The sequence below is a fragment of the Chromohalobacter marismortui genome, from assembly GCF_004364315.1.
Taxonomy (GTDB): domain Bacteria; phylum Pseudomonadota; class Gammaproteobacteria; order Pseudomonadales; family Halomonadaceae; genus Chromohalobacter; species Chromohalobacter marismortui.
This window is the reverse complement of the sequence record NZ_SOBR01000001.1, coordinates 652,256-669,143: the sequence shown is the minus strand read 5'-3', so window position 1 is coordinate 669,143 and position 16,888 is coordinate 652,256. Positions and strand designations below refer to the sequence as shown.

The 16,888-nt window shown below is 63.1% G+C and carries 13 protein-coding genes; 11 read left to right on the top strand and 2 right to left on the bottom strand.

Translation table 11 applies throughout. The features are described from left to right. Positions 1–187: 187 nt before the first annotated feature. The 7 genes from C8E00_RS02940 (at position 188) to C8E00_RS02910 (ending at position 7,976) form a co-directional block, all read left to right on the top strand. Positions 188–1,030: a fumarylacetoacetate hydrolase family protein gene (locus C8E00_RS02940; RefSeq protein WP_133694268.1), complete on the top strand. Its 843-nt coding sequence runs from the start codon at positions 188–190 to the stop codon at positions 1,028–1,030. A gap of 208 nt (positions 1,031–1,238) precedes the next feature. Then, positions 1,239–2,288, top strand: a complete 1,050-nt coding sequence (locus C8E00_RS02935; protein WP_133694266.1) for a zinc-binding alcohol dehydrogenase family protein — start codon at positions 1,239–1,241, stop codon at positions 2,286–2,288. Continuing rightward, positions 2,285–3,925, top strand: a complete 1,641-nt coding sequence (locus C8E00_RS02930) for a UxaA family hydrolase (RefSeq protein WP_133694264.1) — start codon at positions 2,285–2,287, stop codon at positions 3,923–3,925. Before C8E00_RS02935 ends, C8E00_RS02930 begins: the two co-directional genes overlap by 4 nt. After that, positions 3,922–5,058, top strand: a complete 1,137-nt coding sequence (locus C8E00_RS02925) for a mannitol dehydrogenase family protein (protein ID WP_133694262.1) — start codon at positions 3,922–3,924, stop codon at positions 5,056–5,058. Before C8E00_RS02930 ends, C8E00_RS02925 begins: the two co-directional genes overlap by 4 nt. 38 nt (positions 5,059–5,096) lie before the next feature. Then, positions 5,097–6,083, top strand: a complete 987-nt coding sequence (locus C8E00_RS02920; RefSeq protein WP_133694259.1) for a C4-dicarboxylate TRAP transporter substrate-binding protein — start codon at positions 5,097–5,099, stop codon at positions 6,081–6,083. Between the two features lie 67 nt (positions 6,084–6,150). Then, positions 6,151–6,687 carry a TRAP transporter small permease gene (locus C8E00_RS02915; RefSeq protein WP_133694257.1) on the top strand — a complete coding sequence of 179 codons (537 nt, stop codon included), beginning with the start codon at positions 6,151–6,153 and terminating at the stop codon, positions 6,685–6,687. Positions 6,688–6,692: 5 nt separating this feature from the next. After that, a complete protein-coding gene (locus C8E00_RS02910) occupies positions 6,693–7,976 on the top strand; it encodes a TRAP transporter large permease (RefSeq protein WP_133694255.1) in 1,284 nt (427 codons plus the stop codon). Positions 7,977–8,001: 25 nt separating this feature from the next. Here C8E00_RS02910 and C8E00_RS02905 read toward each other — a convergent pair whose 3' ends face one another. Beyond that, entirely contained in the window at positions 8,002–9,219 is a 1,218-nt protein-coding gene (locus C8E00_RS02905; RefSeq protein WP_243833091.1) for an ROK family transcriptional regulator, read from the bottom strand. 175 nt (positions 9,220–9,394) lie between these two features. On the opposite strand from C8E00_RS02905, the gene C8E00_RS02900 reads away from it, so the two are divergent. The 4 genes from C8E00_RS02900 to C8E00_RS02885 all read left to right on the top strand — a co-directional run bounded on the left by C8E00_RS02900 (position 9,395) and on the right by C8E00_RS02885 (position 14,663). After that, positions 9,395–11,242, top strand: a complete 1,848-nt coding sequence (locus C8E00_RS02900) for a DUF3413 domain-containing protein (RefSeq protein ID WP_166638226.1) — start codon at positions 9,395–9,397, stop codon at positions 11,240–11,242. Positions 11,243–11,458: 216 nt separating this feature from the next. Then, positions 11,459–12,196 (top strand): D-xylose 1-dehydrogenase, encoded by a 738-nt coding sequence (gene xylB, locus C8E00_RS02895; RefSeq protein WP_133694250.1) that lies wholly within the window; start codon positions 11,459–11,461, stop codon positions 12,194–12,196. A 66-nt stretch (positions 12,197–12,262) separates the two neighbouring features. Further along, a complete protein-coding gene (locus C8E00_RS02890; RefSeq protein ID WP_133694248.1) occupies positions 12,263–13,669 on the top strand; it encodes a sugar porter family MFS transporter in 1,407 nt (468 codons plus the stop codon). Positions 13,670–13,772: 103 nt separating this feature from the next. After that, positions 13,773–14,663: an SMP-30/gluconolactonase/LRE family protein gene (locus C8E00_RS02885; protein ID WP_133694246.1), complete on the top strand. Its 891-nt coding sequence runs from the start codon at positions 13,773–13,775 to the stop codon at positions 14,661–14,663. Positions 14,664–14,779: 116 nt separating this feature from the next. Here the strand turns inward: C8E00_RS02885 and C8E00_RS02880 are convergent, their stop codons facing one another. After that, positions 14,780–16,888: a methyl-accepting chemotaxis protein gene (locus C8E00_RS02880; RefSeq protein WP_133694243.1), complete on the bottom strand. Its 2,109-nt coding sequence runs from the start codon at positions 16,886–16,888 to the stop codon at positions 14,780–14,782.

Sequence of the window (16,888 nt, the reverse complement as noted above, 5' to 3'; positions counted from 1 at the left end):
CAGCGCGAGACAGAGCAACTTTTCTCGATCTGGTTTTTGCTCGAAGCTGGTGTTCATTCTTCCAGCTGTTTCCTTTCAGGCACGAAGTGCCTTTCTTCCTTCTTCTGGCTTCCAGGCGCGTAGCGCCGTACTTCAACTGATGACTTTCAACTCCGGGCGCAGCCCGGGCTGTCAACGAGGAGATTGCATGAAACTACTACGCTTCGGACCTCCGGGCCACGAAAAGCCCGGCCTGCTGGATGCCAACGGCAAGATTCGCGACCTCTCGTCGCTGATCCAGGATGTCGCCGGCGAGTCGCTCGACGACGCCGCCCTGGCGCGCATCGCCCAAGCCGATCACGAGAGCCTGCCGGAGGTGCCCGAGGGCACACGTCTGGGGCCCTGCGTGGGTCGGGTCGGCAAGTTCATCTGCATCGGTCTCAACTACTCCGACCATGCGGCGGAAACCGGCGCCGAGGTGCCGCCGGAACCGGTGGTCTTCAACAAGTGGACCAGCGCCATCTGCGGCCCCAACGATGACGTGGAGATCCCCCGCGACTCGCACAAGACCGACTGGGAAGTCGAGCTGGGGGTCGTCATCGGCAAGGGCGGACGCTACATCGACGAAGCCAATGCCATGCACCACGTCGCCGGCTACTGCGTGGTCAACGACGTCTCCGAGCGGGAATTCCAGCTCGAGCGCAGCGGCAGCTGGGACAAGGGCAAGGGCTGCGACACCTTCGGCCCGCTCGGCCCCTGGCTGGTCACGCGAGACGAGATCGCCGATCCCCAGTCGCTCGACATGTGGCTGGAAGTCGATGGCAAGCGCTATCAGGACGGCAACAGCCGCACCATGGTCTACCAGATCCCCTACCTGGTCGCCTACCTGAGCCGCTTCATGAGCCTGCAACCCGGCGATGTGATTTCCACCGGCACGCCGCCGGGCGTCGGTGCGGGCCAGAAACCGCAGGTCTTCCTCAAGCCCGGGCAGACCATGCGCCTGGGGATCGCAGGCCTCGGCGAGCAGTGCCAGCGCACCAAACAGGCGTGATCGCGCCGGAGACCGTCCTCGTGGCGGTCTCGCTTCTTCTTCCAGGGGAATGACCACGACTTATGTCTACCCCCCTCGACCGTTAAAAAGCTTGAAGTCGGGACCCTCGCTTGGGCATCTTGTTAGCCAATTGGCCTGACCTCTAGATCAAAAGACCGCTAGGTAACTGGCCTGACCATCTAACCTGGCGATGTGCGAAGGAACTTTTATGCAAACGCTTGTCTGTACCCAACCCCGACACATGGAACTGCGCGACGTGCCCGAACCGCAATGCGCGCCCGGCGAGGCCATGCTCAGGATTCGTCGCGTGGGTATTTGCGGTACCGACATCCATGCCTACGGCGGCAATCAGCCCTACTTCACCTATCCCCGCGTGCTGGGTCACGAGCTGTCCGGCGATATCGTCGGCGTCGGGGAAGGCGTTGACGAGGCGCTCGTCGGTCACAGCGCCTACGTGATCCCCTATCTGCATTGCGGTGAATGCCGCGCCTGCCGTCAGGGCAAGACCAATTGCTGCCAGCACATGCAGGTCATCGGCGTGCATCGCGATGGCGGCATGGCGGAATACCTCAGCGTGCCCGTGGATCACCTGGTCACCTCGAGCACCCTCGACGCCGAACAGCTGGCGCTGGTGGAGTGCCTTTCCATTGGCGCGCACGCCGTGCGCCGCAGCGGCATCGAAGCCGACGAGCTGGCCGTGGTGGTCGGCGCCGGACCGATCGGCATCGGCATCGTGCAGATCGCCCAGAGCCGTGGCGCACGGGTACTGGTAGTGGACACCAACCGCGAACGCCTGGCCTTCTGCCGCGACACCTTGGGCGTTGAAGACGTGCTGCATGCACTGGACGACGACGTGGAGGCCGCCATCGCACGCCATCACGACGGCGCCCTGGCCGACGTGGTGTTCGATGCCACCGGCAATCCTGCCGCCATGAATCGCGGTTTCGATTTCGCCGGCCATGGCGGGCGCTACGTGCTGGTAAGCGTGGTCAAGGCCGACATCACCTTCAACGACCCCGACTTCCACAAGCGCGAGCTCAGCCTGCTGGGCAGTCGCAATGCCACGCGGGAAGACTTCGAGACGGTGGCCCGCCTGATGGCGGAAGGCCGCCTGCAGTCGACGGCGATGATCACCCATCGCGGCCCGCACCACGAGCTGCCGACGCTGATGCCGCAGTGGTGCGACCCGGCCACCGGCGTCATCAAGGCAATGGTGACATTCGACGACGCCAGCGCCCAGGGAGGTCGTCCGGCATGACCCAGACCATCGCCTCCGATCAGCTTCAGCAACCCAGCCTGCGTGTCCATGCCCACGATAACGTGCGTGTTGCACTGCGCGACCTGCCCGAAGGCATGGAGATCGACGACAACGGCCACCGCCTGCGGCTCTCCGAAGCCGTACAGCACAAGCACAAGTTCACGCTGCACGCCATGCAACCCGGCGATCTCGTCGTGATGTACGGCGTGACCGTGGGACGCGTCGTGGCGCCCATCGCCGTGGGCGCCGCCATTACCACCGCCAACGTCGAACACGCCACCGCCGACGCCGAGCCCCAGGGTCGCCGCGCACAGTGGGACGCCCCGGACGTCAGCGCCTTCACCGGGCAGACCTTCAACGGCTACCACCGCCCCGACGGCCGCGTGGGCACCGCCAACCACTGGTTGGTCGTGCCCCTGGTGTTCTGCGAGAACCGCAACATCGAGGTACTGCGCCAGTGCGTCGAGGATGCCATCGGCGACGACCCCTACCGAGATTACAAGCACATGGCCCGCCGCATGCTTCACGGCGACGCGCAGGCGGCACCGGCCACGACGCCCGACGCATCCCCGTTTCCGAATGTCGACGGCGTGCGCTTTCTGACCCACACGCTGGGCTGCGGCGGCACCGACGACGACGCCCAGGCGCTGTGCCAGCTTCTGGCGGGCTACATCTGCCATCCCAACGTGGCCGGCGCCACGGTGCTCAGCCTGGGATGTCAGAAGGCCCAGATCGAGATGCTCAAGGCGGCGGTGGCCGAGCGCGATCCCGACGGCCTGCGCCCCGTTCACTACTTCGAGCAGCAGGCCACCGACACGGAGCCCGAGCTGATTCGCCAGGCACTGGGCAGCATCTTCGACGGCCTCAAGGTCGCCAACGCCGTCGAACGGCGTCCCGCCGCGTTGTCCGAGCTCACCATCGGCGTGGAATGCGGCGGCTCCGACGGCTTCTCCGGGCTTTCCGCCAACCCGCTGGTGGGTGCCGTCATCGACCGCCTGGCGGCGCTCGGCGGCAGCGGCATCCTGAGCGAGTTCCCCGAGTTGTGCGGTGTCGAGCACGAACTGGTGGCGCGCTGCCGCGATGACGCCACGGCCTCGCGCTTTCGGCAGCTCATGGAGGCCTACCAGCGTCACGCTGCCTCGGTGGGTGCGCATTTCTCGATGAACCCTTCGCCCGGCAACATTCGCGACGGCCTGATCACCGACGCCATGAAGTCCGCCGGCGCGGCCAAGAAAGGCGGCGACAGCCCCATCGTCGACGTGCTGGACTACACCGAGCCCCAGGTACGCAAGGGCCTCAACCTGCTCTGCTCGCCGGGCAACGATGTCGAGTCCACCACCGCCCTGGTCGGTTCCGGCGCCAACCTGGTGATGTTCACTACCGGCCTCGGCACGCCCACCGGCAACCCCATCGCGCCGGTCCTGAAGCTCGCCAGCAACAGCGAGCTGGCGCGGCGCATGCACGATGTCATCGACTTCGATGCCGGGCCCATCATTCGCGGCGAGGCGGACATCGCCGAGCTCGCCGACGAACTACTGCGCCTGTGCATCGACACCGCCTCGGGGCGTTACCGCACCAAGGCCATGCGCCTCTCGCAACTCGATTTCATTCCCTGGAAACGCGGAGTCTCCCTGTGACAGCGCCAACGCTCGCCGAGGCCGGCATCGTGCAGTTCGGCACCAGCCGCTTCCTGCTGGGCCACGTGGCCGCGTTCGTGCACGCCTCGCGAGAGGCCGGCCACACGCGCGACGGCATCCTCGTGGTCCAGACCTCGCCGCGCGAGGCCGGCAAGCAAAAGGCCCGCGACCTGAACACGCACCGGCAGTATCCGCTGGCGATTCGCGGGCGTCGCGACGGCCGCGACATCGACACCCGCGAGACCGTCACCAGCATCGCCGGCTGCTGGATCGCCGACGAGCAGTGGGACGCGCTGGAACGACACATCGTCGAGCACGCCCGTTTCATGGTGTCCAACACCGGCGACAGCGGCTACCGCGTCGATGACGACAGCGCCCTGGCAGCGGTGCCGACAAGCTTTCCTGGCAAGCTCACCAAGCTGCTGTACGCGCGCTACCGCGCGGGACGCGAGGGCCTCACCGTGCTGCCTTGCGAGCTGGTCAGCCGCAATGGCGAGCAGCTCCTGGCCCTGGTGCGGGAACTGGCGCAGCGCGACTACGCCGATGCCGACTTCGACACCTGGCTGACGACCCGCTGCCTATGGGCCAACACCCTCGTCGACCGCATCGTCTCGACGGCCCTGGAGCCGGTGGGTGCCGTCGCCGAGCCGTATGCGCTCTGGGCCATCGAGGACCAGCCCGGTCTCGAACTGCCCTGCCGGCATCCCGATGTGCAGCGCGTGACCTCCCTGGCCCCGTACGAGATGCGCAAGCTGCACATCCTCAATCTGGCGCACACCTATCTCGTCCATCTTTGGCAGCGCGAGCCGCAATCGCAGATCCGCTTCGTGCGCGAGGCCATGGACGACCCGGCATGGGCAACGGAACTGCGCCAGGTGCTCGACGACGAAGTACTGCCCAGCCTGGCGGAACACCTCGAGCGACCCTCGCTCGAGGCCTATCGCGACACCACGCTCGAGCGTTTCGCCAACCCTTACCTCGACCACGCCCTGCAGGACATCGCCCAGCACCACGCCACGAAGTGCCAGCGACGCCTGCAACCCGTGGTCGAATCGGCGCGCCGACGAGGCATCGCCACGCCGCGACTCGATGACGCCATATCGAGCGCACAATCCACGACGCATTCCCGGTAACCCGACCGCACGATCGACAACAACCAAGGAGCACGACAATGCGTTTCAAGAAACTCACGCTCATCGCCACCAGCCTCTCCATCGCCGGCCTCGGCAGCTTGAATCTCGCCCAGGCCGCCACCGAGATCCGTGTCGCCTACGGCAACCAGCCGGGCGAGCCGGTCGATGTCGCCGTCAAGGAATGGGCGAAAGACGTCGCAAAGGCCAGTGACGGCGAGTTGACGCTCAAGGCATTCCCCGCCAGTCAGCTAGGCGGCGAGACGGAGGTCATGGAGCAGGCACGCTTCGGATCACCGCTGATCACCATCACCGCCTACTCGAACTTCGTGAGTTCTGTGCCGGATCTCGCCGTACTCGATGCGCCCTACCTGGCCGACGATTTCGATAGCAAGCTCAAGGTGTTCGACTCCGACTGGTTTGCTGAACAGGAAAAGAAGGTCGAGGAAGCCGGTTACCACATCGTGATTCCCAATACCGTCTACGGCGTGCGTCACTTGCTTTCGCGGGAAGCGGTTTCGACACCCGCTGACTTGTCCGGGGTCAAGGTCCGGGTGCAGAACTCGCCCATGTACGTCGCCGCGATCAGGGCGATGGGCGCGGTGCCTACTCCGATGTCTCTCGGCGACGTCTACCCGGCGCTGGCCCAAGGACTGGTGGACGGCGTCGAGAACCCGCTGCCGGTACTGTATGGCGGCAAGTTCTACGAAGTCGTCAAGCATCTCAACCTGACGGCCCATATGCACACGGTCGCGCCGTTCATTACCGGCGAAGCCTTCTGGCAGCAGTTGAGCCCTGAGGAACAGCAGATCCTGACCGAAACGGGTCAGGAGATGGCCGACAACCTGCGAACCTTGGTCGAGAACGAGACCGAAAAATCACTACAGCAGTTGAAGGATGCCGGCGTCCAGGTTCACGAGGTCGACACTGCACCGTTCCGCGAGCGTGCCCAGGAGGAGATTCCGGCGGCATTCCCGCAGTGGAGCGATGGGCTGTACCAGCGGGTCAGCAAGATCATCAATGGCTGATCAAGCGCTTACTTTCGCATGACAGCGCCCCCGCTCCACGCCGAGCGGGGGCGCTATGGAGTTGACCATGCAAACAATTTTCAAGGCGTTCGACCGGCTGATGCGGCTCGATGAGGATATTGCCAGCCTGGCGCTATTCGGGCTATTCGTCGTCGCCATCGCCAATGTCTTCATGCGCTACCTATTTTCTTCGCCGCTCGCCTGGAGCGAGGAGATCCTGCAACTGCTGATGGTCTGGGCGACTTTCCTGGGCGCCAGCGCAATGGTGAGACGTAACGAGCACGTGCTCATCGGCCTGCTCAACGAGCGACTACCGGCCACCATCGCGCGTTGGAACACGCGTGTTTTCAACATCGGCATCATCATGCTCTGCGCGTTGGCCATGCTGTTCTGGGGACTGGAATTGTTGCCTTTCTCGCGTTTCCGCAGCACGCCGATGCTGAGAATTCCCTACTACTGGATTCACGTCGCCGTCCCCATCAGCGCAATCATGATGCTCTACCACAGCCTGGTACGCCTGATCACCGATGATCGCTCGGTGACAGATGATCGGGACGCAGCATCGTCGGACGCGACGCCCGACGTCGTTACCGCCAAGGAGTGATATCGATGGCCGTTGGAATCGCGCTCGCCGCGCTCTTCATCCTGTTCTGTCTGGGTACGCCAGTAGCCTTTGCGCTATTCGCGTCAAGCCTGGCTTATTTTCTGGTCGGCGCCGATCAACCGATGGTGACGCTCATCCAGCGTCTCGCTGGTGGTCTGGAATCGATCTCGCTATTGGCCATTCCGTTCTTCATCATGGCCGGGGTGTTCATGAACCACTCCGGCATCACCGAGCGTCTGCTAAAACTGGCCGAATTGATGACCCGGCGAATGCATGGCGGCTTGGCCCAGGCCAATGTGCTGTTGAGCACCTTCATGGGCGGGCTCTCCGGTTCCAACATCGCCGATGCGGCCATGAACGCCAAGCTGCTGGTCCCCAGCATGACGGCAAGTGGCTACCCCAAGCCGTTTTCCACCGCCGTCACCGCTGCTTCGTCCCTGGTAACGTCGACGATCCCGCCGGGGATCGCGTTGATCGTCTACGGCTACGTCAACAACGTGTCGATCGGCCGGCTGTTTCTCGCCGGCGTCGTGCCCGGTGTACTGATGGCGATATGCATGATGTTGCTGGTATCGCGCCAGTGCCGTCGGCTAGGCTACCAGCCGCCACGCAAGGACCGGGTCTCGCGGCATGAATGGATTAGCGTGACGCGCGCCGGCATCATCGCGCTACTGCTGCCGGTGGTGGTCATTGGTGGCATTCGCATCGGCGTTTTCACCCCCACCGAAGCCGGTGCCATGGCCGTACTCTATGCCTTGATCGTGGGCCTGTTCGTCTATCGACAGATGGGGCTGGGCAGCATCGCCTTGGCGACCCGCGAGTCATTGATGGCCTCGGTCAACGTGCTATTTATCATCGCCGTGGCTTCGGGGTTCGCACGCGTGCTGACCTGGGAGCAGATACCCCAGGACATCGCGCTGATGCTTTCTTCGGGAGTTGGAAGCGCGGTGGCTTTCCTGCTGATCGCCAATGCGCTGCTGCTGATTCTGGGCATGTTCCTGGAAGGTAACGCCATTCTCATCGTGCTGTCGCCTCTGCTGGCGCCGGTGGCAGCCCAGTTCGGCATCGATCCGGTGCATTTCGGCATCATTTTCATCCTCAATGCGTCCATCGGCACGATTACCCCGCCTCTGGGCACGGTGATGTTCACCACCTGCAGCATCACCGGCGTAAAGGTGGCCGACTTCATTCGCGCCATCATGCCCTACTGGCTGTTGCTGGTCGGCCTGCTGCTGGTGGTGACCTTCGTCCCCGCGGTATCGCTGACGCTCCCCAACTGGATCTTCTAGCCAGTATGATCGCCATCCCTGGCGATCACGCCTCCAACGCCGCCTTGGCCATGACCTCGGCGGCGGCACCACGGGCGGCGGTGAAAGTGCTGTCGTGGATCACCTTGACGGGGACGCGCTGCGTGCCCCGCAACAAGTCGTTCTGGTGCGCCTCGAAGTACGATAGCGCCGGTTGAGTCAGCCGCTCCCCGAGCCGCATCAACGACCCGCCGAGCACCAGCGTGGCGGGGTTGAGCGTGTGGTGCAGGTTGAGCATGAGAATGCCCAATGCCTCGCCGGCACGCCGCAGGGTGACATCGACCTCGGTATCCTCGCCGCGCGCCATGATCGCCGCCTCGAGATTCTCGTCATCGGCGATCCCCAGTGCCGCGCGGATCGCCCAGCCGCTGACCAGCGTCTCGGCGCATCCCCGATTGCCGCAATGGCAATACAAGCCACCCGGCTGCACGATGGTATGACCGATCTCACCCACCAGCCCCTGCCCGCCGCGCGGCACCAAAGGAAAATTGTCCCCTGTGACCATCCCGCTGCCGATACCGCTGGCAGCACTGATGTAGACGATGGACTCGGGCGGGATACCGTCGTGGAAAAAGAACTCCCCGAAGGCCGCGGCGTTGGCCTCGTTATCGAGCAGCCAGATACCGTCCAGATCCGTCAGGTGCTCGCGCAGCACGTCGAGAAACGCGACGTCCACCCAGCCCAGATTCGGCGCCAGACGCAGAATGGGATCCACCGGCGAGACCGGCCCCGGCACCGTCACGCCCAGCCCCAGGCAATGGCGCCCGGCGATGGCCGGATCGTCACGCAGGATACGCAGCATGGCAGCCAGACGCACCGCCGTGGCCTCGGGCGTGGTAGGCGGTTCGGTGACGTAACGCTGAAGCAGCACCTCGCCCCCCAGAGTGCACGCCACCAAGCGCAAGCCCCGCACCCCGATGTCCGCCCCCAGCAGCACATGATGCGAGTCGTCGAGATACAGCGCCCGTCCGGGCCGACCGCCGCCACGCGGCTGTAACGCTCCCTCGCGCAGCCAACCGCGTTCCAGCAACGCCTGAACGACACCCCCTACCGTGGCCTTGGTCAGTTGCGTGCGCGACGCGATGTCGGCACGCGTGGCGCCGGGATAGCGACGCACGGTCGCCAGAATGGAGCTGCGGTTGAGCTTCTTGAGGAAGTTGAGATCACCGGCGGCTTGGGGAGCAAAGGTGCTGACCATGACGATTCGGGGTGCCTCGCTATGCATCGTATCGGGTCACCCAATATATCAAATTATCGCGCCCGGCTCTTCCGCCCCTCGTGATGCCACACCCAACCGATCACCCTAAACGATGGCACATGAACTCTGCATGACAACGGGCTGTCCGATTGGCATCATTTCATGTTTTCTCCCTTGCACGAGTTTGGAATTTACGCTTTATATGGCCTCGTTTCCCCGCGCGTTACCCCAGCGACTCAATTGGCTTAGCTGGTTTCTATTCGCCAATGTGCCGCTGGCCTGTCTGCTCGCCACGCGTTTCATCACCTGGATGCCCATCGAAGGGCCCGCTCCCGCGGCTTACATCACGCTGACCTATATTGGGCAATACGCACTGCTGACCTGGCTGGTGGGGTTACCCTTGGTGGTGCTGGGCCTGGTGCTCAAGCAGCGCTGGCTGATGCCGGCGGCCGTCATCGTCGCGACACTGGGACAGCTCCTTCTGGTTGTCGATATCGCCGTTTTCTCGCTTTATCGTTTTCACCTTTCGGGCTTCGTGCTCAATACGATCATCAAGGCCGGTGCCCATACCTTCGACTTTTCATGGCTGGAATGGAGCCTTGCCATTGGCGCGCTCACCATTCTGCTATTGGTGCAGGTCGGGATGGCCTTTTTACTGGCACGCCATCGTCCTCGCGCACGCTGGTTGGGGGTGGGATTCGCGGTGTTATTCGCCGCACAACTCGGCGCCCACAGCTGGCACGCGTGGGCGGACGCCACCTACAACACACGCATTACCTCGCTGACTCGGTATGTGCCGCTTTATTATGCAGCGACCGCTAAACGCTTCTTCAAGAAACATGGCTGGGTGGATGCCAGTGAAAACCGTGCCGATAACGCCGGCAGACGGTTAGAGCATGCCAAAGGGTCCGGCAAGCTCGACTATCCCACTCAGCCACTGAGCTGTCATCCGGTCGAGAAACGCCCCAACATCTTGATGGTTGCCGTGGATGCACTGCGCGCCGATATGCTGGATCCACGCTGGATGCCGAACACGACACGTTTTGCCAAACGTCATGCCAAGGTGTTCACCCAGCACTACAGTGGCGGCAACTCCACCAAGGCCGGTGGCTTCAGCATGTTCTATGGACTTCCCTCGACCTACTGGGACGCGTTCGAAAGCAGTCAGACCGCGCCGGTATGGATCAACCGCCTGCAGGCGCTGAACTATCAGCCCAAGATTCTGTCGGCGGCCACCCTGATCAGCCCGGCATTCGACCGAACCGCTTTCGCCGGCATACCCGATATTCGCCTCAACCCACCGGGCGACGAAGCCTGGCAGCGTGATCGGCTGATTACCAATGACTGGCTCGATTTCATGCAAACCCGCTCGAAAAAGGCCCCGCCTTTTTTCGGTTTCCTGTTCTACAAGTCCGTACACGGTTACGACGTACCGCCGGATTTCCCGCGTATCGAGCCCTATTGGGACACCCTCAATCATCTGGCGCTGGACGATGATTTCGATCCCGAGCCCTACTTCAATCGTTACAAGACTGCGACCCGCTATGTCGATCAATTGATCGGTCGCGTCCTCGACGATCTCAAGCAACGTGGGCTCCTGGAGAACACCATTGTCATGGTCACCTCGGATCATGGCGAAGAATTCAACGACAACGGCAAAGGCTACTGGGGACACGGCAGCAATTACAGCGACGCTCAGCTCAAGGTCCCCATGGTGGTGCATTGGCCCGGCAAGCAAGCAGGGCGCATTACCTATCGCACCTCGCATGACGACATCCCGGCGACCTTCATGCAGGCGCTGGGATGCGGTGCTACGCCACCCAAGACCTATGCCATGAGCAATGGCTTGCTGACGCCAAGCAAACGCGATTGGATGATCGCGGGTAGCTACATGAACTACGCCCTGGTAACCGATGACCGCCTCGTCGTGACCTACCCCACCGGCCGTTTCGAGACCATGACCACAGGGCTCGAACCGGCGCCCGATTATCAACCGCCGCCTACCATGCTCAGCCAGGCTCTCAAGGCCATGTCACGCTTTTATCGCTGAAACGCCATAGCGCTGAAACGCACGTCTACGCCACATGCCCGCCATGTGGCGCTTTCCCCCTTCCTGCAGGCAAGTCGTCGTGGCATGGCGTCCCGTGTCTATGACTATGGTCGCATGGAAATCGCCCGCCTGCTGAACGACCATTCACTTAGTTAAATCTATTAACTAACAAGTTGTCACACTGACAGTCTGCTCCCAATGCCATAGAGGTTCTGCATGAGCACAGCGATTTACCCCAGCCTCAAGGACAAGACGGTCGTCATCACCGGGGGCGGTTCCGGCATCGGCGCCGGCCTGGTCGAGGCTTTTGTCGGTCAGGGCGCGAACGTTCACTTCCTGGACGTCGCTGCGGAGCTCGCGAATGAACTGGTCGAGAAATGCGGCGGTGCCGCGCATTTTCATCACTGCGATCTGACTCAGCCCGACCAACTGCGTGCCACGCTGAACGCCATCGGTCACGTCGACGTACTGATCAACAACGCCGCCAACGACGACCGTCACACGCTCGAGGATGTCACGCCCGAGTACTGGGACGACCGCATGAACGTCAACCTGCGTCATCTGGTGCTCGCCGCGCGTGAAGTGGCGCCGGCCATGCGTCGCCAAGGCCAGGGAGCGATCATCAATCTGGGCTCGATCAGTTGGCATCTGGGACAGACCGACATGTTGCTCTACGAAACCGCCAAGGCGGGTATCGAGGGCCTGACCCGGGCCCTCGCGAGCGACCTGGGCGGCGACGGCATCCGCGTCAACTGCATCATCCCCGGCAACGTCAAGACGCCTCGCCAGTCGCGTTGGTACAGCCCCGAGGACGAGGCGCAAATCGTCGACGAGCAAAAGCTCAAGGTGCGCATCCACCCGCATCACGTGGCGGCGATGGCGCTGTTCTTGGCCTCGGATGACGCCGCTGCCTGTACCGCTCACAACTACTGGGTCGATGCCGGCTGGCTGTAAGTCCGCGACGACGGCGCCCGCCAACCTTTCGTTTCATAAAACGATAACAACGCCAGGAGTATCACCATGCCAACGTACAGCGATTCGCAACGTTCCCTGATCGTTTTTCTCACCTGCTGCGTCGCCGCCATCGGCGGCTTTCTGTTCGGGTTCGATAGCGGTGTCATCAACGGCACGGTCGACGGCCTGCAAAACTCGTTCAACTCCGACAGCGTAGGCACCGGCTTCAATGTCGCGTCCATGCTGCTGGGCTGTGCGGTGGGGGCCTTCTTCGCCGGTGGCCTGGCCGACAAATACGGTCGCCGCACCCTGCTGCTGGTCGCCGCCATCTTCTTCATCGTCAGCGCCTGGGGGTCGGGCGTCGCCGGCGGCTCGCTGGAATTCGTCATCTACCGGATTCTCGGCGGTCTGGCCGTGGGTGCCGCCAGCGTCATGGCCCCGGCCTACATCAGTGAAATCGCCCCGGCGCATCTGCGCGGCCGGCTCGCCACCATCCAGCAGGTGGCGATCATCTCGGGGCTGTTCTTCTCGTTTCTGAACAACTACATCCTGGCCAACATCGCCGGCGGCTCTACTTCCGAGCTGTGGTTCGGCTTTACCGCCTGGCGCTGGATGTTCTGGATGGAACTGATCCCCGCGACGATCTTTTTGATCGCCCTGTTGTTCATTCCGGAAAGCCCGCGTTACCTGGTCAGCGCACGGCGTGACGAGCGCGCCGAACGCGTGCTGCACATGATCTACAACGAAAGCGATGCCAAGGAGCGCCTGGCCCAGATCCGCGATTCTCTCTCGGAGCAACGCAAGCCACGCTTCAGTGATCTGATCAATCCCAAGACCGGCAAGGTCATCAGCTTGGTCTGGATCGGGATCGGCCTCGCCGTCTTCCAGCAATTGGTGGGTATCAACGTCGTCTTCTACTACGGCGCCGTATTGTGGCAAGCGGTCGGTTTCTCGGAAGGCGACGCCCTGCTGATCAATGTCATCAGCGGCGCGGTGAGTATCGCGGCATGTCTCGGCGCTATTGCCCTGATCGACCGCATTGGCCGCAAACCGCTACTGTGGGGCGGATCCGTGGGCATGGCCATCACCCTGAGCATCCTCGTCTATGCATTCTCGACCGCCGAGATGGTGGATGGCAGCCTGAACCTTTCGCCAGGCAATGGCATCCTCGCACTGATCGCCGCCAACGCCTATGTGTTCTTCTTCAACAGCTCCTGGGGGCCGGTGATGTGGGTCATGCTCGGCGAGATGTTCCCCAACCAGGTACGTGGTTCAGGGCTGGCCATCGCCGGGCTGTTCCAGTGGGTCAGCAACTTCGCCATCACCATGACCTTCCCGATCATGCTCGCCTCCATCGGCCTGACCGGCGCCTATAGCTTCTACGCCATCTGCGCGGTCATCTCGATCTTCTTCGTCATCAAGTGCGTTCGCGAAACGAAGGGACGTGAACTCGAAGACATGGCGTACGCATAATTCGAGGATATGATGCACGCATGATGACAACCACCCGGTGTCGGAGGAAATTCCGACACCGGCTTCATGTTGCATGGCGCCATGACATTCTCAGGAGATCACGATGCCGACACTCATACCCTCGCAGGCAACACCGCGCGTCGCCCATCCGGCTCGCAATATTCTAGGCGAAGGTCCGCTCTGGGACGTGGCGGAACAAGCGCTTTACTGGGTGGACATCAAGGGCCACCGCCTGCAGCGTCTCGACGCCGCAGGCGTTCGTGATTGGCAGTTCGACGAAGAAATCACCAGCGTGCACCGCCACGCCGAGGGCGGATTCCTGGTCACACTGCGACACAGCATCGCCCGCCTGCAGCTTCCCGAAGGCACGCTCGAAAAGTGGCTGACGCCTGAACCCGAGCTGACCGGCAATCGCTTCAACGATGCCGTCGTCGATGCCAGTGGCTCTCTATGGTGCGGCACCATGGACGACGCGGAGCGCCACACCAGCGGTTCGCTGTATCGCGTGCGGCCCGACGGCGACTGCCAACGCCAAGACAGCGGCTACATCGTCACCAATGGTCCGGTGCTCTCGCCTCAGGGCGATTGGCTCTATCACACCGACACCTTGGAGCGCCTCATCTATCGGTTCGCCGTGGATGAGCATGGCCATCTCTCGGACCGCGAACCCTTTATTCGCATTCCGCAGGATCAGGGCTTCCCCGATGGCATGACCACCGATCGCGACGGCAACCTCTGGGTCTGCCAATTCGGTGGCTGGCGAATCAGCGTATTCAACAGCCAAGGTCGGCTCGTTGAAGACATTCCCATGCCCGTCGCCAACATCACCAGTTGCACCTTCGGTGGCCCCGATCTTTCCACCCTTTACATCACCACCGCACGCAAGGGGCTCGATGACGATGCCCTGGCCGCGCAGCCCGATGCCGGGGCGCTATTCGTCATCGAGACGCGAGCACAAGGCATGCCTGCCGTGGCATTCGCAGCGCAGCCATAACACTTCCCCCACCCCACAAGCAAAACGGCCCCCACTGTCCTGGCAATGCGCCCGGCAGTGGGGCCGTCGCTTTCATGATACTGGGGCGCGAGCCTCTCGCGCCCCGCAAACCACGTTCAGGTGGCGGGCAACGCGCGGGGCGGTGTCTCGTCTTCGTCGGCGTAGGCTGCATCGCTGACCTTGAAGCGCCCCACCAGCACATGCATGTCGTGGGCACGTTGATCCAATGACGCGCTGGCCGATGAAGCATCCTGTACCAGCGAAGCGTTTTGCTGGGTCACCTGATCGAGCTGGGCAATCGCCTGATTGATCTGGTCGATCCCCGTCGACTGTTCTTGCGTCGCCTCGGCAATCTCGGAAACGAACTGCGACACCTTGTCGATACTCGTGACGATCTCGCCGAGATGACCGCCGGTTTCCTCGACCAGCTCAGCGCCCTCGCCCACCTTGGTGACGCTATCCTTGACCAGATGGCGGATCTGCTCGGCTTCATCGGCACTGCGGCTGGCGAGACGCCGCACCTCGTCGGCGACGACGGCAAAACCACGGCCATGCTCGCCGGCACGCGCCGCTTCGACCGAGGCGTTCAATGCCAGCAGGTTGGTCTGGAAGGCGATCGAGTCGATCGCCTCGACGATCGTTGAAATCTTGGCACTGGAGGCGCGAATCTCCTCCATCGCACGCTGCGTCCGCTCACCGACATCGCCCGCTTCACGGGCACGCTGGCCGACCCCCTGGCTCATATCGCGCGCCTGATGCGCATAATCGGCGGTCTGTTTCACGGTCGCGGTGATTTCCTCGAGGCTCGCCGCCGTCTCGGCCAGCGACGACGACTGCTGGTCGGTACGTTGCGCCAGATCCTGGTTCCCCGAGGCGATCTGACGACTGCTGGAGGCCACCGACTCGGCCCCGTCGCGAACCTGTGCGATGAGCCGCTCGAAGGTCACCATCATCTGGTTGAAGGCCTGAGCGGTATGCCCGATCTCGTCGCCGTGGCGCACTTTCAAGCGCATCGACAGGTCGCCGGTTTGCCCCGCCGCCCCGCTGATGCTTTCCATCTGACGGCGCATTTCCCCGATGGGCTTGAGGACGCGGATCATCACGCGCCAGCCCACGACGGCCAGTACCACGATCACGATCAGCAACACCGCCAGCTGCAATAGTCGCCCGGCCTGTGCCGTCGCGGTGGCTTGTTGAGCGACGTCATCGGCGCGCGTGGCGACGTAGGCTTCGACACGCTCGAGGCTCTCGCCCATGCCATCCATCGCCTGGGACACGCCGGCCAGTGCTTGTTGAGAGCGCTCGCGCAAGCCAAGCTGGCGGTCCCGCAGCGCATACACGGCATTGTCGTCCGTCAGCATCAACGCGTTGAGGTCGGTCACCACATCATCCAGTCGCGCGGCACGTTGCTGCTGGGCCGGGGTCGCGCCCACCGCGCCCTCGATGCTCGCCAGCGCCTGCTGGATACGCGAAATCTGCTGGGCGATCTGGTTATAGCGCAGATCGACCAGGGCATCGTGGCTATCGACCTGCATCAACTGACGCCCTTGATCGGCCAGTTGTGCCACCAGCATCTGCACATCGCCGCTCAGGCTCGCAATGTTGGTGCGCTGCCCCATCGAGGCATCGAGCATCGATATCGGCACCATCGACAGCCCCTGGTCTTGCAGGGCCTGGATGCGCTGCGCCAGCGCGCGTTGCTGACGCACCTCGGCAAGCGTCGCCCGCCCGGCCATGGACTCGGCGTCGGTCAACACCTCGGCGATCTTTTCCTGCATCTCGGCGATGCGATTGCGCATGGACGCCGTCAGCGCTACATCTTCGCGGCGAACCTCTTCCAGGGCCGTATCGGCCTGCTGCAACTGGGCATGATCGCTGTCCAGCGTCTCCAGCAACACCTGCTTATCGGCGCTCATCAGCGACGCCAAGCGGTCGCGGCCCGCCACGAAGCGCTCATCGGCACTGGCCTGGGGGGGCGCGGCCTCCAATGCCGCCTCGCTTTCGGCGGCAAGCAGGTCCATCTGCCGCTCGCGATAGCGGGTCAACGCATCGCTCATGTCACGGCTGGCCGCTTGCTGCGGCAGTATCTCATCGGTGAACAGGCTCTGCGCCTCGATCAACCGCTGATTGGAGAGAAATCCTGCCGCGGCCGGAATCAACGCCCCCAGCACCGCGGCCACGAACAACCCGATCAGCATCGCCCTTAGGCTCAAGCTCTTCTTCAT